The 22753-nt window shown below is 71.9% G+C and carries 20 protein-coding genes; 16 read left to right on the top strand and 4 right to left on the bottom strand.

What is annotated here, in order from left to right; translation table 11 throughout:
- Nucleotides 1-35: 35 nt before the first annotated feature.
- From JNK12_09720 to ispG, 4 genes are read left to right on the top strand one after another with little or no spacing between them, the layout of a single operon-like run.
- A complete protein-coding gene (locus JNK12_09720) occupies nucleotides 36-1922 on the top strand; it encodes a phosphatidate cytidylyltransferase (GenBank protein ID MBL8776199.1) in 1887 nt (628 codons plus the stop codon).
- 49 nt (nucleotides 1923-1971) lie between these two features.
- Complete coding sequence (locus JNK12_09725; protein ID MBL8776200.1) at nucleotides 1972-3132, top strand: 1-deoxy-D-xylulose-5-phosphate reductoisomerase; 1161 nt, start codon at nucleotides 1972-1974, stop codon at nucleotides 3130-3132.
- Nucleotides 3129-4535: a site-2 protease family protein gene (locus JNK12_09730; protein MBL8776201.1), complete on the top strand. Its 1407-nt coding sequence runs from the start codon at nucleotides 3129-3131 to the stop codon at nucleotides 4533-4535. Before JNK12_09725 ends, JNK12_09730 begins: the two co-directional genes overlap by 4 nt.
- Before the next feature lie 19 nt (nucleotides 4536-4554).
- Nucleotides 4555-5832, top strand: a complete 1278-nt coding sequence (gene ispG, locus JNK12_09735) for a flavodoxin-dependent (E)-4-hydroxy-3-methylbut-2-enyl-diphosphate synthase (GenBank protein MBL8776202.1) — start codon at nucleotides 4555-4557, stop codon at nucleotides 5830-5832.
- Between the two features lie 16 nt (nucleotides 5833-5848).
- Here the strand turns inward: ispG and JNK12_09740 are convergent, their stop codons facing one another.
- Nucleotides 5849-6475, bottom strand: coding sequence for a MarC family protein (locus tag JNK12_09740; protein ID MBL8776203.1), 627 nt, complete (start codon nucleotides 6473-6475; stop codon nucleotides 5849-5851).
- A 52-nt stretch (nucleotides 6476-6527) separates the two neighbouring features.
- Here JNK12_09740 and JNK12_09745 point away from each other — a divergent pair, with 52 nt between their 5' ends.
- The 9 genes from JNK12_09745 (at nucleotide 6528) to JNK12_09785 (ending at nucleotide 17020) form a co-directional block, all read left to right on the top strand.
- Nucleotides 6528-7940 carry a proline--tRNA ligase gene (locus JNK12_09745; GenBank protein MBL8776204.1) on the top strand — a complete coding sequence of 471 codons (1413 nt, stop codon included), beginning with the start codon at nucleotides 6528-6530 and terminating at the stop codon, nucleotides 7938-7940.
- A gap of 134 nt (nucleotides 7941-8074) precedes the next feature.
- Nucleotides 8075-8614, top strand: coding sequence for a ribosome maturation factor RimP (locus JNK12_09750; protein MBL8776205.1), 540 nt, complete (start codon nucleotides 8075-8077; stop codon nucleotides 8612-8614).
- Nucleotides 8611-9963 carry a transcription termination/antitermination protein NusA gene (gene nusA, locus JNK12_09755; protein MBL8776206.1) on the top strand — a complete coding sequence of 451 codons (1353 nt, stop codon included), beginning with the start codon at nucleotides 8611-8613 and terminating at the stop codon, nucleotides 9961-9963. Before JNK12_09750 ends, nusA begins: the two co-directional genes overlap by 4 nt.
- Nucleotides 9964-9980: 17 nt before the next feature.
- Nucleotides 9981-10289 (top strand): YlxR family protein, encoded by a 309-nt coding sequence (locus tag JNK12_09760; protein MBL8776207.1) that lies wholly within the window; start codon nucleotides 9981-9983, stop codon nucleotides 10287-10289.
- Nucleotides 10290-10332: 43 nt separating this feature from the next.
- Complete coding sequence (infB, locus tag JNK12_09765; GenBank protein MBL8776208.1) at nucleotides 10333-13212, top strand: translation initiation factor IF-2; 2880 nt, start codon at nucleotides 10333-10335, stop codon at nucleotides 13210-13212.
- Between the two features lie 27 nt (nucleotides 13213-13239).
- Nucleotides 13240-13530 carry a DUF503 domain-containing protein gene (locus JNK12_09770; protein ID MBL8776209.1) on the top strand — a complete coding sequence of 97 codons (291 nt, stop codon included), beginning with the start codon at nucleotides 13240-13242 and terminating at the stop codon, nucleotides 13528-13530.
- A 1-nt stretch (nucleotide 13531) separates the two neighbouring features.
- Nucleotides 13532-13897, top strand: coding sequence for a 30S ribosome-binding factor RbfA (rbfA, locus tag JNK12_09775; GenBank protein MBL8776210.1), 366 nt, complete (start codon nucleotides 13532-13534; stop codon nucleotides 13895-13897).
- A gap of 7 nt (nucleotides 13898-13904) precedes the next feature.
- Nucleotides 13905-14807: a tRNA pseudouridine(55) synthase TruB gene (truB, locus tag JNK12_09780; GenBank protein MBL8776211.1), complete on the top strand. Its 903-nt coding sequence runs from the start codon at nucleotides 13905-13907 to the stop codon at nucleotides 14805-14807.
- Between the two features lie 74 nt (nucleotides 14808-14881).
- The gene (locus tag JNK12_09785) at nucleotides 14882-17020 is read left to right on the top strand and encodes a sulfatase-like hydrolase/transferase (GenBank protein ID MBL8776212.1); all 2139 of its coding nucleotides are present in this window, start codon (nucleotides 14882-14884) and stop codon (nucleotides 17018-17020) included.
- A gap of 22 nt (nucleotides 17021-17042) precedes the next feature.
- On the opposite strand, the gene JNK12_09790 is transcribed toward JNK12_09785, so the two are convergent.
- Genes JNK12_09790 through JNK12_09800 form a run of 3 tightly spaced genes read right to left on the bottom strand, consistent with a single transcriptional unit; the run spans nucleotide 17043 to nucleotide 19974 of the window.
- Entirely contained in the window at nucleotides 17043-17747 is a 705-nt protein-coding gene (locus JNK12_09790; protein ID MBL8776213.1) for an ABC transporter ATP-binding protein, read from the bottom strand.
- Nucleotides 17744-18856, bottom strand: a complete 1113-nt coding sequence (locus tag JNK12_09795) for an ABC transporter permease (GenBank protein ID MBL8776214.1) — start codon at nucleotides 18854-18856, stop codon at nucleotides 17744-17746. Before JNK12_09795 ends, JNK12_09790 begins: the two co-directional genes overlap by 4 nt.
- Nucleotides 18853-19974, bottom strand: coding sequence for an ABC transporter permease (locus JNK12_09800; GenBank protein MBL8776215.1), 1122 nt, complete (start codon nucleotides 19972-19974; stop codon nucleotides 18853-18855). Before JNK12_09800 ends, JNK12_09795 begins: the two co-directional genes overlap by 4 nt.
- A 132-nt stretch (nucleotides 19975-20106) precedes the next feature.
- Here JNK12_09800 and JNK12_09805 point away from each other — a divergent pair, with 132 nt between their 5' ends.
- From JNK12_09805 to rpsO, 3 genes are all read left to right on the top strand, one after another.
- Nucleotides 20107-21045: a bifunctional riboflavin kinase/FAD synthetase gene (locus tag JNK12_09805; GenBank protein MBL8776216.1), complete on the top strand. Its 939-nt coding sequence runs from the start codon at nucleotides 20107-20109 to the stop codon at nucleotides 21043-21045.
- A complete protein-coding gene (locus tag JNK12_09810) occupies nucleotides 21038-22213 on the top strand; it encodes an alpha/beta hydrolase (GenBank protein ID MBL8776217.1) in 1176 nt (391 codons plus the stop codon). The genes JNK12_09805 and JNK12_09810 overlap by 8 nt, the downstream gene beginning before the upstream one ends.
- Before the next feature lie 247 nt (nucleotides 22214-22460).
- A complete protein-coding gene (rpsO, locus tag JNK12_09815) occupies nucleotides 22461-22736 on the top strand; it encodes a 30S ribosomal protein S15 (GenBank protein MBL8776218.1) in 276 nt (91 codons plus the stop codon).
- Nucleotides 22737-22753: the final 17 nt, after the last annotated feature.

Raw genomic sequence — 22753 nt, forward strand, 5'->3', positions numbered from 1 at the left:
GCCTTTCCCGAGTCACCGACCAGTAGGAGGTTCCGGTGGACCAGGACTCCGGCGCACCGCCGCCAGAAGACCAAGAACCCGAGAAGGTGGTGCGCGAGCCCACCGAGGGTGTGCGCATCATCGGGGCCGAAGAGGCGGCCGAGGCATCGAGCCGTCCCGATGTCGTCGGCCGCATCCCGGCCGACCGCCCCAAGTTCGGTGATCCCCCGACCAGCGACGACGCGCCGCCGCCCCCGCTGCGCTTCCCGGCGCCCGAGGCCGACGACCCGAACACGTTCGGCGCCGTCCCCATCATCTCCGCCGACTCGCCGCCCCCACCGGGCGTGGGCAGTGCCTCCGGTTCGTCCGGCTCCTCGGGTTCGGGCCGTCGTTCATCGAGCCCCTTCGAGGACGACGACTCCCTCGAGTTCGACGCGCCGCCCCCGCCTCGTCCCACCGCGCCGGTCGAGCGGGCGTCGGAGTCGCCCTTCGACGCTCCCTCCGGGTCGAGCCGCACCATGGCGGGCGACGAGGACGACCTCGGCCGCATGCTCGGTGGACGCCGCGACCGCCGTGAGGTCGCCAAGGAGGACATCGGTGCCCGTCGCCGCGGGCGTCGGGGCCGGCGTGGACGGCGCGACGACGCGCTCGAGCCGAGCCCCTTCGAGGATCTGCTGCCCACCGAGGACGAGGTGGCGGACGTGAGCGATCACGACCTGCCCCACTGGAGCGCGCCGCCCACGGGCGAGGTGCCGAAGGTGCTCGCACCGACGCCCGAGCCCGGCGACGAGGACGACGCCTCCGTCTGGGCGCCCACCTCCGGCGCCGGTCCCCGCTGGCAGGACGAGCACGGCCACGCCGAGGCCGACGACTTCTCCGACCTCACCGACATCACCCGCATCGAGTCGGTCCCCGGGGTCGACGCCCCGGTCGAGCCCGCTGACGAGTTCGGGGCGGTCCCGCCACCCGTGTCCGAGCCGGCGGCGCAGGCGCCCCCGCCCGGGTACGAGCCCGAACCGGCCTACGAGCCCGAACCTGGCTACGAGCCCGAGCCCAGCCGCACCCCCGGCTCGCCCTACCCCGAGGACCGTCGCCCCCACGGGAGCGTCGGCGACCTCGGTGTCCACGACGACGGCAGCGGCGCGGGCCGAGACCTGCCCACCGCGGTCGGCGTCGGCGTGGGTCTCTTCGTCGGCTTCGTGGTGCTCGCCATGATCGGCACCGCCGCGCTGACGCTGCTCGTGCTCGTCGTCATCGTCATGGGTGCCATCGAGTTCTTCAACGCGGTGCGACGCGTCGGCTACCACCCTGCGGTCCTGCCGGGCCTCGTGGCCACCGGCTCGTTCGTGCTCGCGGTGCACTGGAAGCCGGCGGGCGGGTTCCAGATGGTCACCTTCCTCACCATCGCCGTGCTCATGCTCTGGTACGTCATCGGCCTGCAGCACGAGCGGGCGGTCGCCAACATCGGCATCACCCTCCTCGGCGTGCTCTGGATCGGTGGCCTCGGCTCCTTCGCGGCGCTGATGCTCGCCGCACCGGACGGCATCGGCATGCTCACCGGCGCCATCATCGCCACCGTGGCCTACGACGTCGGCGCCTACTTCGTGGGCCGGCAGTTCGGGAAGACCCCGCTCTCGCCGTCGAGCCCCAACAAGACCATGGAAGGCCTCGTGGGGGGCGCCGCGGCCGCCGTGGTCGTGAGCGTGATCGTGCTCGGCATCGTGGGGGTGTTCCCCTGGGACACGGGCTCGGCGCTCATCCTCGGCCTCGCCGTCGCCATCGTGGCGCCGGTGGGCGACCTGTGCGAATCGATGCTCAAGCGCGACCTCGGCCTGAAGGACATGGGGTCGATCCTGCCGGGCCACGGCGGCCTGCTCGATCGCTTCGACGCCCTGCTCTTCGTCCTGCCCGTCACGTACTACGTCTTCCTCCTGACCGCCTGATCCGTCGCCCGGCCCCGTCCGCACCCGGTTCGCGCTCTACCCTGAGGCCATGACGACCCGCGTCGCGGTCATGGGCTCGACCGGGTCCATCGGCACCCAGACCCTCGAGGTCGTGGCCGCGGAGGCCGGCGACTACGAGGTGGTCGCCCTCGGCGCGGCATCCTCGGTCGACCTGCTCATCGAGCAGGCCAAGGCCGTGCGCCCCGGGGTGGTGGCCATCGCCGACGAGACGAAGGCCGCGGCCGTGGCCGACGGCGTCCCCCCGGGCACCGACGTGGTGGCCGGTCCCGACGCCCTGGCCCTGGCCTGCGCCGGTGCCGACGTGGTCGTCAACGGCGTGGTGGGCTTCGCCGGGCTGTCGGTGACGCTCGCCACCCTCGAGGCGGGCAAGCGCCTGGCGCTGGCCAACAAGGAGTCGCTGATCGCGGCGGGCCCGGTCGTCGCCCGCGCCCGAGCCACCCCGGGTGCCGAGCTCGTGCCCGTGGACAGCGAGCACTGCGCGGTGCACCAGTGCCTGCGGGCCAACGACAACGCCGAGCGACTGTCGCGCATCGTGCTCACGGCCAGCGGCGGACCGTTCCGTGGCCGTACCCGGGCCGACCTGTCCGGGGTCACCATCGACGACGCCCTCGCCCATCCCACGTGGAGCATGGGGCCGAAGATCACCATCGACTCCTCGACACTGATGAACAAGGGCCTCGAGGTCATCGAGGCCCACGAGCTCTTCGGCGCGTCCTACGACCAGATCGAGGTCGTGGTGCACCCGCAGTCGATCGTCCACTCGATGGCCGAGTTCACCGACGGCGCCACCATCGCGCAGCTCTCACTGCCCGACATGCGCCTGCCCATCGGCTACGCCCTGGCCTACCCCGACCGCATCGCCACCCCCTTCGGTCGCATCGACTGGGCGCAGCTGGGTCGCCTCGACTTCGAGCCGCCCGACCTCGAGGCCTTCCCGTGCCTCGGCCTGGCCTACGAGGCGGGACGGGCGGGGGAGACCGCACCGGCGTGGCTCAACGCCGCCAACGAGGTGGCGGTGGCCGCCTTCCTCGACGGGCTCATCTCCTGGGTGGCGATCGCCGACGTACTCAAAGCCACCCTCGACCGGCATGATGGAACCAGAGCCACCTCGGTCGACGTTGTCATCGACGTGGACCACCGGGCCCGCGAGGCTGCCCGGGACGTGATCGAGAGGACGTACCGCGCATGAGCGCCACGGACACCAACCAGGGCGGCGGGTCGGGGACCCCCGAGGGACCGGACGTCCCGGACCACGACGGTGCGCCCGTGGCCATGGTCCACGAGGCGGAGGTGCCGGCCGAGGACGTCGCCGGCGACGGGACCGAGACGGACGACATGGTCCAGTCCAGCCCGTTGCGCATCCTCGCCGTGCTCGCGGCGCTCGCCGCCGTCTGGATCCTGGCCAGCCCCGTGTGGGTGGCCGTCATCCTGGCCATCGTGTTGATGCTGTTCCTCCACGAGCTCGGCCACTACCTCACCGCGAAGCGCGCCGGCATGCTCGTCACCGAGTTCTTCATCGGCTTCGGGCCGCGCATCTGGTCGTTCCGGCGCGGCGAGGTCGAGTACGGCCTGAAGGCCATCCCCGCCGGCGCCTACGTGCGCATCGTGGGCATGAGCAACCTCGACGAGGTCGACCCCGCCGACGAGGCCCGCGCCTACCGCCAGCAGCCCTTCTGGCAGCGCTTCTCGGTGGCGGTGGCCGGGTCCACCATGCACTTCCTGCTCGCCTTCGCCCTGCTCTTCACCCTGTTCGTGGGCTTCGGCGAGCCCGACCGCTCGGCCTGGACGGTCGACCGCGTCACCCCGTCGGACGCGCTCGAGCAGAACGGCGAGCCGGTGGACAGCCCGGCGGTCGAGGCCGGCCTGCGCCCCGGTGACCGCGTCGTGGCCGTGAACGACGAGGTCGTCGGCGACTTCGCCGAGCTGAAGGACGTCGTCGAGTCGCTCCCCGGTGAGACGGTGACCCTCACCGTCGAGCGCGACGGCGACACCTTCGAGACCACCACCACCCTGCTGAGCCAGGGCCCGGACGGGGCGGAGGAGGGCTTCCTCGGCATCAACGGGGACGTGCCCCTGCGCCGCCTCGGGCCGATCGCCGCCGTCCAACGCTCGGCCAGCACCTTCGGCGAGGTCGTGGCCGGCTCGCTCACCAGCATCCCCAAGGGAGTTTCCAGCCTCTTCCAGGCCGCGGCGGACAGCACCAGTTCGGATGACTCCAGCACCCCGACGGTCTCGGACGACGGCGTGTCCTCGGATCCGAACCAGAACCGCATCGTGTCGATCTACGGTGCCGCCCGCCTCGGCGAGCAGGCCGCGCGCCTCGGCATGGCCACGGTGCTGATCCTCTTCGCGATGGTCAACATCTTCATCGGCATCTTCAACCTGCTGCCCCTGTTGCCGCTCGACGGTGGCCACGTGGCCATCGCCATCTACGAGAAGTTCCGGGAGTGGCGCCTGGGCAACAACCGGCGCTACTTCGTCGACGTCGGCAAGTTGCTGCCGGTCACCTACGCGGTGGTCATGGTGATGGTGGGAATCGGCGTCCTCACGCTGTACATGGACGTCATCAACCCCATCAACCTGCCCAACTAGCCGGGATGCACGCCCGCTGATGCCCGAGCCCGAGGCCCAGAGCCGGTACCCGCGCCGGGTGACCCGCAAGATCACGCTGCCCCACCCGTCGCGACCCGTCGACGTGGGCGGCGACGCCCGCATCACGGTGCAGTCGATGACGACCACCAAGACCGCCGACGTCGAGGGCACCCTCCAGCAGATCTACGCCCTCGCCGGCGCCGGCGCCGACATCGTGCGCTGCACGTGCAACGAGATCGAGGCGGCCGAGGGCCTGGCCCAGATCGTCCCTCGTTCGCCGGTGCCGATCGTGGCCGACATCCATCACCAGTACAAGATGGCCCTCGCCGCGCTGGAGGCCGGCGTGCACTGCCTGCGCCTCAACCCCGGCAACATCCGCAAGCCCGAGCACATCAAGCTCGTGGCCCAGGAGTGCAAGGACCGCGGCATCCCCATCCGCATCGGGGTGAACGGCGGCTCGCTGCACCCGGACCTCTACGCCAAGTACGGCGACCGCATCGTGCCGGAGGCGCTCGTCGAGTCGGCCCAGATGGAGCTCGCCTACTTCGACGAGGTGGGATTCGACGACGTCAAGATCTCGGTCAAGGCCTCCAACGTGCCATTGATGATCGAGGCGTACCGCCAGCTCTCCGAGGTGACCGACCACCCGCTCCACCTCGGCGTCACCGAGGCGGGGCCGCCGCCCGCCGGCCTCATCAAGGCCACCGCCGGCCTCGCCACCCTGCTCTCCGAGGGCATCGGCGACACTATCCGCTACTCGCTCACCGCCGACCCGGTGGAGGAGGCCCACGCCGGCCGCCAACTGCTCGAGGCCCTCGGCCTGCGCGAGCGCACCGGCCTCGACCTCATCGCCTGCCCGTCGTGCGGCCGGGCCGAGGTCGACGTCATCGCCGTCTCCAAGGCCGCGCAGGACGCGTTCGCCGAGAAGAAGTGGCCCATCCAGGTGGCCGTGATGGGTTGCGTCGTCAACGGGCCGGGCGAGGCCAAGGAGGCCGATCTGGGCATCGCCGCCGGCCGCCAGCGGGGCCACCTGTTCGTCAAGGGCAAGGTGGTGCGGGTCGTGCCCGAGGACGAGATGGTCGAGGCGCTGCTGGCGGAGGCCGAGCTCATCATCAACGAGGGTGTGGAGGCGGCGTTGGCCCAGGCCGACGAGGGCGCCGCCGCCGAGGCCGAGGCCGATCGCCTCGCCCTCCTCGACGAGCAGGGCCTCGACGCCAACGCCGCCGAGGTCAAGATCGAGCGCATCGAGCGCCTCCGCAAGCCCGACCCCGAGGATCCCACCCCCGACGCCGAGTAGCGCCCTCTCGGTGTTTCTAGGCCGCCAGGCCGGGGAAGAGGCCCTTGAGGCCCGTGGAGAGCACGCCGAAGGCGATGGCCACCAACACGATGCCGAAGAGGCGGGTGAGCACCTCCATGCCTGTGACGCCCAGCCAGCGGGCCACCGGGACGGCGAACACGTAGACCACGCCGGTGAGCACGGCCATGCCGATGCAGATGGCGGACAGGGCGAGCTGGTCCGTGGTGGTGGCGTTGGCGGACGACACCGCGACGATGAAGGCGATGGCGCCGCCGCCCACGTTCAGTGGGATGGCGATGGGGACGACCGCCATCGTCCGCCAGTGGGTCTCGGGGTCGGCGTCGGCGGCGGGCCCGGGCAGGCCGTGGCCGGACACCATGGCCATGCCGGTGACCAGCAGGATCAGGCCACCGGCCGACTGGAGCATGGGCACCGTGACGCCCAACAGGCTGAGCAGGCGCTCGCCCACGAAGACGACGATCACCATGGCCAGGGCCATCGCCAGCGCCGCCCGGAGCGCCACCTTGCGCTGGGTCGCCAGCGGCAGCCCCTTCGTGTACGACAGGAACGCCCCGACGGTCGTCGGCGGGCTCTGGATGGCGAACAGGCCGGTGGCGAACAGCAACAGGTCGTGGCTCGTCACGGTCATGGGCTATCACGCCGGGGGAGTGGGGCGTCGCCCGTAAGATCAGCCGATGGCCAAGCCCCCCGTGTTGACCCCGCAGGCCGACGACTTCCCCCGGTGGTACCAGGACGTCATCGCCAAGGCCGAGCTGGCCGACAACGGGCCGGTGCGCGGGACGATGGTGATCCGCCCCTACGGCTACGCCCTCTGGGAGCGGATGCAAGCCGAGGTGGACCGCCGCATCAAGGAAGCGGGCGCCGACAACGCCTACTTCCCGCTGTTCATCCCCATGGAGTTCTTCCAGCGTGAGGCCGAGCACGTCGAGGGCTTCAGCCCCGAGCTGGCGGTCGTCACCGTGGGCGGCGGCAAGGAGCTCGAGGAGCCCATCGCGGTCCGGCCCACCAGCGAGACCGTCATCAACCACTACTTCGCCAAGTGGATCCAGAGCTACCGGGACCTGCCGCTCTGCGTGAACAACTGGTCCAACGTGGTCCGCTGGGAGATGCGGCCCCGCCTGTTCCTGCGCACCACCGAGTTCCTCTGGCAGGAGGGCCACACCTGCCACGCCACCTACGAGGACGCCCGTGACTACGCCCGACGCATCCTCGACGACGTCTACGCCGACTTCATGGTCAACGTGTTGGCCGTACCGGTGCACCTCGGGCCGAAGACGGCCAGCGAGCGCTTCGCCGGGGCCATCAACACCCTCGCCTGCGAGGCCATGATGCGCGACGGGAAAGCCCTGCAGATGGGCACCAGCCACGAGCTGGGCCAGAACTTCGCCAAGGCCTTCGACGTCACCTACCTGGACCAGGGCGGCTCCCAGCAGCACGCCTGGCAGACGTCGTGGGGCGTCTCCACCCGCATGGTGGGTGGCCTGATCATGACCCACGGCGATGACAAGGGCTTGAAGGTGCCGCCCGCGCTGGCGCCCATCCAGGCCGTGGTGCTCGCCGTGCGCGACGAGCCCGAGGTGCTCGAGAAGACGGCGGCGCTCGCCGCCGAGCTGCGCGAGCACGGCGTGCGGGTCGAGCTCGACCAGCGCGTCGACGTCTCGTTCGGGCGTCGGGCCACCGACTGGGAGATCAAGGGCGTGCCCGTGCGCATCGAGGTGGGCCCGCGGGACCTGGCCGAGGGCAACGTCACGCTCGTCGAGCGCCAGGACGGCGAGAAGTCGGCCATCCACCTCGCCGGCGTGGCCACGGCGGTCAAGGCCGCGCTCGACAGCATGCAGGCCAACCTGCTGCGTGAGGCCACCGAGTTCCGGGACGCGCACACCGCCGACGTCACGGGCGTGGAAGAGGCGCTCGAGGCGGCCGCCACGGGGTTCGCCCGCATCCCCTGGGCCGTCCTGGGGGAGGAGGGCGAGGCCCGCCTGGCCCAGAACGCGGTCACGGTGCGCTGCCTCCAACGGGCCGACGGCTCGTGCCCGGACGGGGCCGACGAGGCCGACCTCGTGGCGGTGGTGGGCCGCTCCTACTGACCGGCCGAGCGACCGGGGCGGGTGCTGGCGGGGTCGATCCCGCTATACTTTGGCCGTCTTTCGTTCGAGTTGGTCCGTAAAGGCGTGGGCTCGGCCCACGCCTTTGGTTTCTCTCCAGGGAGGTGTGCACGCTCATGAGCTCCATCGATCGCCTGCGCGCGCTCGTCCTGCCGCTGGTGGAGGAACGGGGCCTCGAGCTCTACGACATCGAGCAGTCCGGCTCCACCCTGCAGATCCTCGTGTCCGGCCCCGGTGGGGTGGACGTGGGGGCCCTCAGCGATCTCAGCCGGGCCGTCTCGCGCACCCTCGACGAGCACGACCCCATCCCGGGCAAGTACGTCCTCGAGGTCTCGAGCCCCGGCCTCGAACGGCCGCTGCGCCGCCCTGAGCACTATCAGGGCGCCGTCGGCAGCGACGTCACCATCAAGACCGTCGCCGGCACCGAGGGCGACCGCCGCGTGCGTGGGGTCGTCGTCGAGGCGGACGACACCAGCGTGCTGCTCGCCCTCGCCGACGGCGGCGAGCGCCGCATCGACTATCGCGACGTCGAGCGCGCCCGCACCGTCTTCGAGTGGGAAGCCACCCCGAAGTCGGCGGCGAAGGCCCGACCGAAGAACGACCACAACGACCGCCATGCCGTCACCGCGACGCCGACCGACAGGAGCGGGAAATGAGTGAAGCCAACCCCGAGATGATGGACGCCCTCCAGGCGTTGGCGATCGACAAGGGCATCTCCGTCGAGGTGCTGTTCGGTGCGCTCGCCGACGCCCTGGAGTCCGCGTACAAGCGGATGCCCGATGCCCACGAGTACGCGTGGGTCACGATCGATCCCGACACCTTCGAGATCAGCGTCTTCGCCCAGGAGCTCGACGAGGAGGGCGAGCCCATCGGCGAGGAGTTCGACGTCACCCCCGACGACTTCGGCCGCATCGCCGCGCAGACCGCCAAGCAGGTGATGCTCCAGCGCATCCGCGAGGCCGAGCGGGAGATGAAGTACGAGGAGTACGCCGGCCGCGAGGGCGACATCGTCACCGGCATCATCCAACAGAGCGACTCGCGCTACACCCTGCTCGACCTCGGTCGGGTCGAGGCGCTGCTGCCCCAAGCCGAGCAGGTCCCGTACGAGCGACCCGAGGCCAACACCCGGGTCAAGGCCTACATCGTCGAGGTGCGCAAGACGGCCAAGGGCCCGCAGATCGTGGTGAGCCGCACCCACCCCGGCCTCATCAAGCGTCTGTTCGAGCTCGAGGTCCCCGAGATCGCCGACGGCGTGGTCGAGATCAAGGCCTGCGCCCGCGAGCCCGGGCACCGCACCAAGATCGCGGTCTGGTCGAACGACTCCAACGTGGACCCGGTCGGCGCCTGCGTGGGTGCCCGTGGCGCCCGTGTGCGCATGGTGGTCAACGAGCTGCGGGGCGAGAAGATCGACATCGTCCCGTTCTCCGAGGAGCCCGCCGACCTGGTCATGAAGGCGCTGTCGCCGGCCAAGGTCAAGGAGGTGCGCCTCCACGACGACACCGGCACCGCCGAGGTGATCGTGCCCGATTACCAGCTGTCGCTGGCCATCGGCAAGGAAGGGCAGAACGCCCGCCTGGCCGCCCGACTCACCGGTTGGCGCGTCGACATCAAGAGCGAGACCCAGCTCGCCGAGGAGGAGGCGTACGCCTCCGAGGAGTGGGCCGAGGGCGAGTGGGTCACCGACCCCGAGACCGGCGAGCAGATGTGGCAGCCCGCCGAGGGCGGCCCTGCGCTGTCGGCCGAGGCCTGGCAGGCGGGTGACCCCGACGCCGAGACCGCCGAGGGTGCGAGCGACGGCGATGTCGATGCCGATGCCGATGCCGATGCCGATGCCGATGCCGATGAGGCCGAGGGGGAGGCGGACGCCACCGACGAGGTCGAGGCTGACGTCGAGCCCGAGCCCGAGGCGGACGCAGCGCCCGAGGTCGAGGCCGACGCTGAGGTCGAGGCCGACGCCGAGGTCGAGGCGGACGCCGAAGCACCCGCCGCCGAGTCCGAGGACTGATCCTGGTCGCCCCGACGATGGCGTCGCGCGTCGCGCCCGTACGCACCTGCATCGGGTGTCGCCGTCCGGCGTCGCCCACCGAGCTGGTGCGCGTGGTGCGATCGGTGGACGGAACCCTCGCCGTGGGTCGTACACTGCCCGGACGGGGCGCCTGGCTGTGCGCCGGCTCCCTGGCGTGCCTCGAGCAGGCCAGGAGCCGGGGAGCGTTCGGGCGTGCCCTCCGAGGCCCGGTCGACGAGGCCGCCCTCGACACCCTGACCGCCGAGTTGTCCCTCGGTGCCGCCGCAACGCTTTCGTGCCGCCGGGATCGGCCGCGCGAGGATTGATCGAACCAACCGAAAGGCTGAGAGAACCCCAGTGGCGTCAAGTATCCGCGTGTACGAGCTGGCACGAGAGCTCGGGCTCACCAACAAGGAGACGCTCGACCTCTGCGACGCGCTCGGGATCGGGGTCAAGAGCCACTCGTCGAGCGTGGTCGAGGCCCAGGCCGACCGCGTCCGCCGCAAGGCCGAGCGCGAAGGCCTGATCCGGGACGTCCAGCCCGAGGAGCCCGAGGCCGAGAAGCCCGTCTCGAAGACGGCCAAGGCCAAGGCCGCCACGAAGTCGACCAAGAAGGCCCCGGCCAAGAAGGCCGCCGCCCCTGCTGCGGAGGAGGCGCCGGACACGGCCGCCGCTCCCAAGAAGGCCGCCACGAAGAAGGCCGCGGCCAAGAAGGCCGCCGCCCCCGCCGCTGCTCCCGAGCCCGAGGCCACCGAGGCCCCGACGCCGGCCACCGCGGACGCACCGCCCGTCGAGGCCGAGCCTGAGCCCGAGGCGCCCGCTGCGCCGGTCGAGCCCGCCGCTCCCCGGCGCGTCGTGCGCTCCAGCGGGAGCGAGCACCCGCCGCGTCGCGAGGAGGATCCGGGCGTCGCCGCGGCCGCTCCCCGGCCCACGCCGCCTCCCGCCGCACCCCCCGCCCCGGCCGCACCGCCGGCGAGTGCTCCGGCCACGCCGGCCCCCGCTGCGGCCGCCGCCGAAGCACCTGCGGCCGAGGCCGCTGCCGCCGGCGCCGCTCCTGCGGCCGCGGACGCCACGGCCCCTCGCCCCGTCTCGCCGAGCGGCAAGCCCATCCCGCCGCCGCCCGGCCCGCCCACGTCTCGCTCGGGCAAGCCCATCCCCCCGCCCCCGGGCGCGGGTGGCCGCGGCCCCGCCGCCGCCCGTCCCACGGGCGGTCCCCGCCCCGCGGGTGGTGTCGGCCGTCCCCGCCCGCCCATGGGCGGTCCTCGTCAGTCGGTGCCCGGCGCCGGCCCCGCACCGGGTCGTCCCGGTGGCGGCGGTCCCGGCGGTGGCCCCGGTGGTGGTCGTGGCGGTCCGCAGCAGCGGCCGCCACGTCGGCGCAAGGGGCGTCGTCGTCGCAGCCGTGAGGAGCTGCAGCCGATCGACATGCCGGTGTACACCCCCACCGATGCGGCGGTGCCCGAGGGCACCATCGTCGTCGAGCGGGCCACCACCCCCATCGAGCTCGGCCCCAAGCTGAACCGCACCGCGGCCGACGTCGTGCGCTTCCTCATGCAGCAGGGCGAGATGGTCACCGCCACCCAGTCGCTCTCCGACGAGATGATCGAGCTGTTCGCGGCGGAGATCGGTGCCGAGATCCGCCTCGTCGACCCCGGCGAGGAGCAGGAGGTCGAGCTCCAGAAGCTCCTCATGCTCCCCGAGGACGAAGAGGACGAGGACGACCCCGACGCCGTCGTGCGCCCGCCGGTCATCACCGTCATGGGCCACGTCGACCACGGCAAGACCAAGCTCCTCGACCGCATTCGCTCCGCGAACGTGGTCGAGGGCGAGGCCGGCGGCATCACCCAGCACATCGGGGCCTACCAGGTCGAGCACGACGGGCGGCCGCTCACCTTCATCGACACCCCGGGTCACGAGGCCTTCACCGCGATGCGCTCTCGAGGCGCCAACGCCACCGACATCGTGGTGCTGGTCGTGGCCGCCGACGACGGCGTGATGCCCCAGACCCTCGAGGCACTGGACCACGCCCGCGCCGCGGACGTGCCCATCGTCGTGGCCCTCAACAAGATCGACCGCGAGAACGCCGACCCCACCCGGGTGATGACCCAGCTCAGCGAGCGGGGCCTCACCCCCGAGGAGTGGAGCGGCGACACCGTCATGGTGCCGGTCTCCGCACTCACCGGTGAGGGTGTCGACGACCTCATCGAGAACCTCCTCGTGGTGGCCGAGGTCGAGGACCTCCAGGCCAACCCCAACGGTCGCGCCCAGGGCGTGGTCCTCGAGGCCAACCTCGACACCGGTCGCGGTCCCGTGGCCACGGTCCTGGTCCAGCGCGGCACCCTCAAGGTCGGCGACCCGCTCGTCGCCGGTGCCACCTGGGGTCGGGTCCGGGCCCTGATCGACGACACCGGCAAGCAGGTCAAGGAAGCCGGCCCGTCGGCGCCCGTCCAGGTGCTGGGCCTGTCCGACGTCGCCGCCGCCGGCGACGACTTCGTGGTCGCTCCCGACGAGAAGACGGCCCGCAACGTGGCCGACACGCGCGAGCACTGGCACCGCGTCGCCAACATCGGGCGCGAGGCGCACGCCATGAGCGGTGGCGCCAAGCTCGAGGACATCTTCCAGCAGATCCAGGCCGGCGAGCCCGCCACGCTGAACCTGATCGTCAAGGCCGACGTGAACGGCTCGCTCGAGGCGCTCACCGGCAGCCTGAAGAAGCTCGAGCGCGACGAGGTCAAGCTCTCGTTCGTGCTCCGCGGCGTCGGTGGGATCACCATCTCCGACGTCGAGCTGGCGGCGGCGTCCGACGCCACCATCATCGGCTTCAACGTGCGGCCCGATCGCAAGGGCCGCGAGCTCGCCGAGCACGAAGGCGTCGAGATCCGCACCTACGAGGTCATCTACCAGGTCCTCGAGGACATCGAGAACGCCATGGTGGGCATGCTCGAGCCCGAGTACGAAGAGGTGGTCACCGGCGACGCCGAGGTCCGCGAGATCTTCCGGGTGCCCCGCATCGGGGCCATCGCCGGCTGCTTCGTGCAGAACGGCACCATCACCCGTGGCTCGAAGGTGCGCTTCCTGCGGGAGGGCACCATCATCTGGAAGGGCACCGTCTCGTCGCTGCGCCGCTTCAAGGACGACGTCCGCGAGGTGCAGTCGGGCTTCGAGTGCGGCATCGGGCTCTCCGACTTCCAGGACCTCAAGCCCGGGGACATCATCGAGACCTTCGAAGAGCGGGAGATCCCCCGCTCGTAGGCCGGCCGGTCGGGGAGGAGCGCAACCGTGCACGTCCTCGCGCTGGCCGTCGAGCTCCATCTCCCCGAGTGCCGGTCGCTGAAGGCCAAGCGATCGGTGCTCAAGCCCGTCACCGAGGGCGCACGTCGGCGTTACAACGTCGCCGTCGCCGAGACCGACCACCAGAACACCTGGCAGCGAGCCGCCATCGGCGTGGCGGCCGTGTCCGCCACCCCCCACCACGCCGAAGAGGTCATCGACGAGGTGGAGCGCTTCATCTGGTCCTTCCCGAACGTGCAGGTCCTCTCGGCCACCCGCTCCTGGATGGAGATCGACTGACATGGCTCGCCGCTCGCGCTCGCGCGACTATCCCCGCACCGCCCGCCTCAACGAGCTCCTCCGTGAGATCATCGCCGAGGCCCTCGATCGCATCGACGACGACCGCCTGCCCCTGGTGACGGTCACGTCGGTCGACGTCGACGCCGACCTCAAGCGCGCCGTCGTCTACATCGCCAGCCTGGACGAGGACGCCGACGACGAGACCCTCGAGGCGCTCGGCGAGGCCCGCGTCCGGCTCCAGGGGGCGGTCGCCCGAGAGGCGCGCATCAAGCGCACGCCCGAGCTGGTCTTCCGCATCGACGACGTCCTGCGCACCGCCGAGCGCATCGACGAGCTCCTGCGCAACGAGCCTCCGCAGGAGCAGTGACCCCACGATGAGCGGTGGGGGCGCCAAGGCCGTGGTGGACGGTCTGGCGGTGGTGGACAAGGCCGCGGGCTGGACGTCCCACGATGTCGTCGCGAAGGCACGAGGCATCGTCGGCCAGAAGAAGGTGGGCCACTCCGGCACGCTCGACCCCGACGCCACGGGGGTGCTGCTGCTGGGCTTCGGGAAGGTCACCCGGCTGCTGACGTACCTGACCGCGCTCTCGAAGTCCTACGTCGGCGAGGTGGTCCTCGGGACCGAGACCGACACCCTCGACGCGGCCGGGCAGGTGACGGCCACCCACGACATGCGGGCCGTGACCCTCGAGCAGGCCCGCCTCGCCGCCGAGGCGTTCGTCGGCGACATCGAGCAGATCCCCCCGATGGTCTCGGCCGTCAAGATCGGGGGGAAGCGCCTGCATGAGCTCGCCCGGGCCGGCGAGACGGTCGAGCGGCCACCGAGACCGGTCACCGTGCACCGCCTGCACCTGGACGAGGCCCGCCCGGCCACCGCCGACGAGGCCATGGTCCTGCGCATCGAGGTGGACTGCTCGTCCGGCACCTACATCCGCACCATCGCCGACGACCTCGGCCATGCGCTGGGAGGCGGCGCCCACCTGCGCAACCTGCGGCGAACGGCCATCGGGTCCTTCGGGCTCGACGAGGCCCGCCCGCTCGAGCAGCTCGAGATCCTGGCGCCCGCGGTGGCGATGCGTGACTACCCCTCGCTCACCGTCGACGACGCCGTGGCGATGCGGATCGCCAACGGCGCCGTGCTCTCGCGCGTCGAGCTCGGCGTGACGGCGGCCGAGGGCGACGGGCCGTGGGCAGTCCTCTCGGAGGCGGGTGACCTCGTGGCCGTCTACGAGGGCCGCGATGCCGAGCGGGTGAAGCCTGCGGTGGTCCTCGCCTGAGCTCCCGACCTGCGGCCGCATCCCCTGTCCCGACGAGCCGTGGGGCCCGCAGGCGGCCGTTACCCTCGGCCGACGTGGGGGAGCGGGGACCGCAGCGGAGCACGGTGCCGATGCGCTGGCGTGCCGCGCACGTGCTCGCGCTCTCGTCCATCGCGTTCGCCCAACCCGTGCTCGACCTGCTGGGTGGCAGCCCGACCTTCTTCGTGGCCCACACCGCAGGGCCCGCCGAGGTCCTCCTCGTGGCCGTCCTCACCCTCGCGGTGGTCCCCGCGGTGCTCATCGCTCTGGAGCTGCTGGTCGCCCTGTTCAGCGCACGGTGGGCGTGGCGGCTGCACCTCGGCCTCATGGCGGGCCTCGGTGGCCTGATCGTCGCCCAGTTCGTCGACCGCATCCCCGGTTTCGCCTCGGTCCTGGTCCTGGTGGTGGGCACCGCGGCCGGTGTCGGCCTGGCCCGCTGGTACCGACGGAGCGAGCCGATCCGGTCGGTCTGCTCGCTGCTCGCCCTCACGCCACTGCTGTTCGCCGCGGTGTTCGTGTTCGCCTCCCCGGCCCACGGGCTGGTCTTCCCGCCGGAGGTGCAGGCCGCCGACGTGCGGGTGCCCGGCACCCCGCCGCCGATCTTCGTCGTCGTCTTCGACGAGCTCCCGCTCGCCACCGTCCTCGGCACCGACGGGGAGACGGTGGACGCCGAGCGGTTCCCCAACCTGGCCCGCCTCGCCGGCGACGGGGTCCTCTTCAACAACGTGACGACCGTGGCGGGCTACACCCACGAGGCGGTGCCCGCCATCCTCTCCGGGGAGGGGGTGCGCTCGGCCAACGTGCCCCCCACCGCCGGGGGCCACCCCCGCAACCTGTTCAGCCTCCTGGCCGACGACTACCGGACCGTGGCCCACGAGCAGGTGACCGGCCTGTGCACGCCGGCGTTGTGCGACGCGGGGTCGTCCGATGCCGGCAGCGACTCGACCCGGCTCCTCCTCGAGGACCTCGCAGTGGTCGCAGGCCGCGTGACCCTGCCCGCAGGGCTCGACGACTGGCTGCCGGCGGTGGACGGCTCGTGGTCGAACTTCGGCCAGCCCTCGGGCGGGGACGACCTCGACCAGGAGGCGGACCGCTTCGGCGACGACCGGGCCGAGTTCGTCGACGCCCTGGGGGAGCTGGACCGTGTCGGGCAGTGGGAGGCCGCGGTCGCCGGCATCGAGCGCCCGACCGAGCCCACGCTCACGTTCATCCATACCGTGCTGCCCCACGTGCCCTGGGCGTTCCACGCCGACGGGTCGCCCTACGCCGACCTCGGCTACCCCCAGCGCAGCCCTGACGGCGTCTGGCGCACGTCGTTCTCCTCGGACTTCGGGTTGCAGCGCCACCTGCTCCAGGCCGCCTACACCGACCGTCTCCTGGGCGCCCTGCTCGAGCGCCTCGACGCCACCGGTCAGTACGACGACGCGCTCATCGTGTTCACCGCGGACCACGGCGTCTCGCTCGCCGAGGACACCAACCGCCGACTGCCGAACGAGGACACCCTCCCGGGGGTGATGCCCGTGCCGGTGGTCGTGAAGCCACCTGCGGGTGCGGCGCCGGCGTTCGGTGGTGGGTCCCGTCGGGGGACGACCGACGACCGAGTCGGCGAGACCACGGACCTGCTGCCCACCATCGCCGCGCTGCTCGATGTCACCGTGCCGTGGCCGGTCGACGGCCAGAGCCTCTTCGGTCCCGAGCGACAGAGCACCGAGCGCTCGGTCTTCGCCCGGGGCGACCGAGTCGAGACGGACGCTCGTGAGCTCGACGTGCAACCCATCGTCGACCGCATCCACGAGACGTTCCTCACGCCGAGCGGCGACTTCGAGTTCTACGGCCTCGGTCTCGGGCGACCGCTCGTCGGTCGGCGGGCCGCCGGTGTGGCCCTCGACGCCGAGCCGGGCGCCTGCTGGCACCACGACGTCGGTGCCACCGCCGCCGGCGTCGGGGAGGTCGACGGGTGGCTCGAGCCCGACGACGGGAGCGAGCGGCGCATCCCCTTCGCCGTCGTCGTGGACGGGCGCGTGGCGGGCACGTCGCGGACGAACGACAGCGGTGACCATGTGAACCGCGTGGTCGCCCTGGCCGACCCGGCACGGTGGCCGGACGACCCCGACGAGGTGGAGCTGTGGCGCGTGGTCGACGCCCCGGACACCGCCGCAGGCGTCGGGCTGGTGCGATTTCCCCGCTGCGACTGACCGCCGGCGCGCCGCCCGGCCCTCAGGCTTCGAGGCGCCCGTCGAGGATGTGGGCCGTCCGGTCGGCGTAGTGGACCATGCGCTCGTCGTGGGTGACCACGATCGCCGAGATGTGCCGGGCCTTCATCTCGGATCGGATGAGCTCCATGACCGACTCACCCAGCTTGGTGTCGAGGGCGGAGGTGGGCTCGTCGAAGAGCACGAGGGCCGGGTCGTTCATGAGGGCCCGGCCGATGGCCACCCGCTGGCGCTCGCCGCCCGACAGTTGACCGGGGAGGTTCTTGGCCCTCGCGCTCAGGCCCAGCTCGTCGAGGAGCTGGTCGGCGCGCTCTTTCGCGGCGGCGCCTCGTCGACGGCCGAGCTCGTCGACGACGAGCAGGTTCTCGCGGGCGGTGAGGAACGGCACCAGGTTGACGGCCTGGAACACGAAGCCGACCTTCTCCTGTCGGAACGTGGTCAGCTGCTTCGGCGAGTAGCCGGTGATGTCGTCGCCGCCGACGACGACCCGACCCTCGGTCGGGGAGAGGATGCCGCCGGCGATCGAGCACAGCGTGGTCTTGCCGGAGCCCGACGGGCCCACGAGGGCGAGGATCTCGTCGCCCGCGACGTCGAGGGTGGCGTGGTCGAGGGCGACGACCTGGTTGTCGCCCTCCCCGTAGACCTTGCGGACGCCCTCGAGGTGCAGGGCGAGCTCGGTGCGGGGCTCGACGGCGGTCGGACTGGTCATGACGCACTCCCGATGGCGGCGGCAGGATCGATGCGGAGCACTCGGCGCAGGGAGAAGGCGCACCCGATGACCGAGGCGAGCAGGAGGAACACGGCGCTGCTGAGCACCCGGGCCGGCGTCAGCACGAAGGGGATGCTGCCGGCCGGGATCACGAGGTCGAGGGCGACCGCGAGCACGGCGCCGATGGTGCAGGCCACGAGGGTGACGAGTACGGCCTGGACGATCACGCCGGCGAACAGGGTGCGCGAACGTGCCCCGATGGCCTTGAGGACGCCGTACAAGCCCGTGCGCTCGACGGTGAGGAGCGCGAAGAACAGCGCCACGACGACGATGGCCACGACGACGGTCACGCCGATGATCTGGTTGAACACCGAGCTCTGCTGCTCCACGCCAGGGAGGGCGCTCACGGCCTCGTCCACGGTGAGCGTGCTGGTGGCGCCGTCGGTGGCGGCGTCGATGGCGTCGGCGAGCTCTGCCGGGGGGACGCCGTCGGCCCGCACGACGAGGGACTGGAACACGCCTGGGCCCACCCTGGCGTCGGGCCGGTTCGCGTTCTGGACCTCGCGCCAGGTCTCGGGCGACACCCAGAGAGAGCCCTGGCCCGAGAAGTTGGTGTCGCTGACGAAGCCGATCACCTCGATGGGCGTGCGGGCCGGTCCCACCAGCACCTCGGTGCCGACCTCGATGCCATCGGCCTCGAGCACCTCGTCGGCGTACCCCTGGCCGGTCGGGGGCGGCTCACCCACCCCGTCGGGCGGGATCTCGTAGCCGAACACCGCCAGGTCGGCCAGCTCCCGTGGGCCGTTGCCGGGTACGCGGCCGCCCAGCAGGGCCACTCCGAGGCCGCCCACCTCGCCCACGCCGGGCACGGACTCGACCTCGGCGCGCAGCTCGGGCGGGATGCGGCTGCGGAAGAAGGAGTCTCGTGCGGTCGAGGAGTAGACGATGAGGTCGCTGTCCTGGGCGCGCACGGCCCCGGTGGCGTCGCGAAGCAGACCGTCCAGCAGCCCGCCCAGGAACATGAGCAGCACCGCGATCAGGGTGAGGATCACGGTGGCGGTGGCGAACCGGCTGGGGCGCCGGCGCAGCTCTCGCAGGGCGATCCTCACACCTGCACCCCCGCCCCGGTGGTGGCCTCGACCGGGTCGATGCGCAGGACCCGGCGGGCCGAGAACAGCGAGCTGAGCACCCCGAGCACCAGCAGCAGGGCGCTCCAGCCGAGCACCGCGGCCGTCTCGAAGCGCAGCGGGATGCTGCCGATGCGCTGCGCCGACAGCGGGGCGTAGAGGGCGACGCCGACGGTGATGCCCGCGACCATCACGATCACCACTTGCACCAGCAGCGACCACACGAGGCGGCGAGACGGCGCCCCGACGGCGTGCAGCAAGGTGAGGGCGTTGGCCTTCTGGAAGGTGATGATCAGGAAGAACAGACCGGTGACGAGGGGGACCACGAGCGCGTAGAGCAGGAAGATCACCTGGAACGACTGGCGGACCTGGGCGACCCCCGGGGTCTCGTCGGCGGCCACGTCGCGGGGCAGCGCGTCGGCATCGGGGTCGGCCTCGTTCACCGCGGCGGAGAGCTGCTCGGGCGAGGTGCCCGCCGCGGGCTCGAGCGCGATCGCGTTGGGGAGCGGGTCGCGTGCGTCCGGGTTCACCGAGCGGACCGCGGCCACGTAGGTGTCGTAGGTGGTGAACAGGGTGGGGGTGGCCTGGAGGTTGATGTCGGCGGCCTGCCCCACGACGGTGAGCTCGAGGCCGCCCGGCTCGAGCGCGACGGTGTCGCCGATGGCGAGACCGAGGTCCGCGTCGGCCTCGTTGGCCACGACCTCGCCGTCGGCGGTGGGGAGGCGTCCGCCGGTGAGCTCGGCCGGGGAGCCGAGGCCTTCGGCCTCGTAGCCGACCAGGGCGACGTCGGCGAGGTCCCCGTCGATCTCGGCGGTGAAGGTGCCCTGTCCGATCCGTCCCGACCGGGCGATGCCGTCGACCGAGGTGACCGCCGACTCGACCGGCGGTGTGATGACGCTGCCCTGGAGGTTGCGGCGGCCGTCGACGCTGTACACGAGAACGGGGGCGGACTGGTTGCGGATGGCACCCACGAAGGCGGTGAGCAGGCCGTTCTGCAGGGTCTGTTGGAACAGGATGAGGAACACGAGCAGGCCCACGGCGGCCATGACCAGGCCGAAGCGGACCTTGGTGCGGCGCATCTCGCGCAGGGCCAGGAACATCGCAGGCGAGTGTGGCACGCCGGGTCCGGCGCCCCACCACCCAGCCCAGGGGGTTCGCGCACCTCGGAGGGGTCCCTCCGGGCACGCCCCCGGGTGACCACGGTCCGTCCTGAGGCGATTACCCTCGGCTCGGTGGACGTTTGGCACGACGACGAGCCCTTCTCCCGTCCCGACGCGGGCTCGGCGGTCACCATCGGCGCGTACGACGGGGTCCACCGGGGGCACCAACTCGTCATCGGTGAGGTGCGCCGCGTGGCGCGCGAGCAGGGGCTGCGCTCGGTCGTGGTCACCTTCGACCGCCACCCCGCCAGCGTGGTGCGGCCCGAGTCGGCGCCGAAGCAGCTGACCGATCCCGACCAGGAGCTCGAGCTGCTGGCCAAGACCGGCGTCGACGCGACGCTGGTCATCCACTTCGACGAGGCCCGGTCGAAAGAGCCCGCCGAGGAGTTCGTCCACGAGGTCCTGGTGGGGGCGCTGAACGCCAAGACCATCGTGGTCGGCGAGGACTTCCACTTCGGCCACGAACGCCAGGGCAACAACGCCCTCCTGGCCACGATGGGTGCCGAGCTCGGCTTCACCGTCGACGGCATCGACCTCCTGCAGGCCGGCCCGGAGGGCGCGGTGTCGTCCACGGCCATCCGTGCCGCGCTCGTCGCCGGCGACCTCACGGCAGCGCACGCCATGCTGGGCCGGCCCCACGAGGTGCGTGGCGTCGTGGGCCACGGCGACGCCCGGGCCCGGGACCTCGGGTTCCGGACCGCCAACGTGGCCATCGCCGACGAGGTGCTGCTGCCGAAGGACGGGATCTACGCCGGCTGGTACGAGCGCCCGGACGGCAGCGTCCACGCGACAGCCATCTCCCTCGGTCGTCGTCCGACGTTCTACGAGTACGCCGACCACTCGTTGCTCGAGGCCCACCTGCTCGACTTCGAGGGAGACCTGTACGGCGAGGCTGCCCGGGTGCGCTTCGTCGAGCGCCTCCGCGACGAGCTCAAGTTCGACAGCGTGGACGACCTGGTGGCCCAGATGGGCCGGGACGTCGCCCGGGCGAGGGACGTGCTGGGTGCCTGAGAGCGCCCGGGCCGACCTCGGCCACGAGGCGGTCGTCGACGATGCCGGCGTGCGCTGGGCCGGCGAGGTGGAGCCGCTCACCGGGCCCGTCACCCAGCCGCTGCGGGAGTCGATCGAGCCGGCCCGCATCGGCTCCGCCGCCCGTCTCGCCCGTCACCGCATCCGCCTGTCCGACGGCCACGAGGTCGGGCTCGCGGTGTGCGGCCGAGGCATCCCCCTCGTCGTCGTCCACGGGTTCTCGGCCGAGGGCTTCCTCTACGCCCAGACCCTCTCCCGGCTCGTCTCCATGGGTTACAAGGTCATCGCCATCGACACGGCCGGGCACGGCGGCACCCAGGGCCTGCCCCGTGGCGGTGGCGACCTCCACGGCTACAGCGAGCTGCTGGGGCGGGCCATACGTGAGCTCGGCATCCGCAAGGCCGTGCTCGCCGGGCACTCGATGGGCGGTCGGCTGGTGGTCGAGCTGGCGGCCGACCAGCCCGACACGGCCATCGCGGTGATCCTGCTCGACGCGATCGTCGGCGACACGTGGGACCGGATGGTCAACGTCTTCCGGGTGATGCCGCCGCTGCTCGGTTTCGTCGGCGCCGCGCTCGCGGTCGACAGCCTCTCGACCGTGCCACTGTTCAAGGACCGTGGCCAGGCCACCAAGCTGTTGCGTCTCGCCATCCCGGTCGGGGCCGGCATCGCCAGCCACCCGTGGCAGTTGCTCGGTCCGTCGGTGTCGATCCTGCGGTCACGCGGGAGCGGGCACCTGCTCGATGCCCTGGCGGACTCGCACGTGCCGGTCATCGCGATCCACGGGGACAAAGACGTCGCCGTGCCCATCGCCACGGCCAAGGAGGCGGCGAAGCGGGCCCGGGGCCACTTCGTGGTGGTGCGCGACGCGAGCCACTCCTGGCTCCTGAAGGACCCCGAGACCCTGCCGGCGATCATGTACGAGCTGCTGGGCAACGGGTTGGGCTCGGCCCAGCGCCGGGCCCTGCGCGAGTGCGGTGTGGCCCCCGGCGCGGCCGACGAGGACGAGGTCGAGGCGGCGCTCTACGAGCCCGACGCCCTCGTCCTGCAGCTGACGCCCGACCCCGTCGCCCCCACGCCGGCCGATCGCAAGAAGGTCCACCCCCGGCGCCCCCGCTACCAGTGGAAGGTCCACCCGCCCCTCCGCTGACCCGGGGACACGGCCGGCCGTTCTGGCCGCGACGACGTGTCGTCACGCCAGAGAATCCGCGGCCAGAACGGATCGAGGGGGTCGGCACCGTGCTCTCGGTGGAATCGCGGGGTTGGGGACAATCCTGGTACCGTGTCGGTGTTGCACCGAGCGCCCCTGCGCGCCGTGCCTGCTTCCGGTTACGCACTCGCGGACCACGAGGCCGGGTAGCACACCCACCCACTGAAGAAAGCACAACGACACTTCCATGCCTGACAGCACGGGGCTTCCTCCGAAGTCCGACACCATCGCCGAGAACCGCCTGCACGACACCGACACCGGTTCTCCCGAGGTCCAGGTGGCGCTCCTCACCGAGCGCATCAACCACCTGACCGAGCACCTCAAGACCCACAAGAAGGACCACCACAGCCGCCGCGGCCTGCTCATGCTGGTCGGCCGGCGCCGCCGGTTGCTCGACTACGTGAAGCGCAACGACGTCGAGCGCTACCGCGCCCTCATCGCGAAGCTGGGCCTGCGCCGCTAGGCGCGCCCGCTCGCCAC

This window comes from Acidimicrobiales bacterium, assembly GCA_016794585.1.
Classification (GTDB): Bacteria; Actinomycetota; Acidimicrobiia; order Acidimicrobiales; family DATDAH01; genus JAEUJM01.

Excerpts from the sequence above, each read along its gene's own strand:
- JNK12_09760 (MBL8776207.1), top strand. The coding sequence starts at position 9,981 with ATGGCGTCGCGCGTCGCGCCCGTACGCACCTGCATCGGGTGTCGCCGT.
- ispG (MBL8776202.1), top strand. The coding sequence starts at position 4,555 with ATGCCCGAGCCCGAGGCCCAGAGCCGGTACCCGCGCCGGGTGACCCGC.
- JNK12_09745 (MBL8776204.1), top strand. The coding sequence starts at position 6,528 with ATGGCCAAGCCCCCCGTGTTGACCCCGCAGGCCGACGACTTCCCCCGG.
- JNK12_09730 (MBL8776201.1), top strand. The coding sequence starts at position 3,129 with ATGAGCGCCACGGACACCAACCAGGGCGGCGGGTCGGGGACCCCCGAG.
- rbfA (MBL8776210.1), top strand. The coding sequence starts at position 13,532 with ATGGCTCGCCGCTCGCGCTCGCGCGACTATCCCCGCACCGCCCGCCTC.
- JNK12_09790 (MBL8776213.1), bottom strand. The coding sequence starts at position 17,747 with ATGACCAGTCCGACCGCCGTCGAGCCCCGCACCGAGCTCGCCCTGCAC.
- truB (MBL8776211.1), top strand. The coding sequence starts at position 13,905 with ATGAGCGGTGGGGGCGCCAAGGCCGTGGTGGACGGTCTGGCGGTGGTG.
- rpsO (MBL8776218.1), top strand. The coding sequence starts at position 22,461 with ATGCCTGACAGCACGGGGCTTCCTCCGAAGTCCGACACCATCGCCGAG.
- JNK12_09800 (MBL8776215.1), bottom strand. The coding sequence starts at position 19,974 with ATGTTCCTGGCCCTGCGCGAGATGCGCCGCACCAAGGTCCGCTTCGGC.
- nusA (MBL8776206.1), top strand. The coding sequence starts at position 8,611 with ATGAGTGAAGCCAACCCCGAGATGATGGACGCCCTCCAGGCGTTGGCG.
- JNK12_09750 (MBL8776205.1), top strand. The coding sequence starts at position 8,075 with ATGAGCTCCATCGATCGCCTGCGCGCGCTCGTCCTGCCGCTGGTGGAG.
- JNK12_09725 (MBL8776200.1), top strand. The coding sequence starts at position 1,972 with ATGACGACCCGCGTCGCGGTCATGGGCTCGACCGGGTCCATCGGCACC.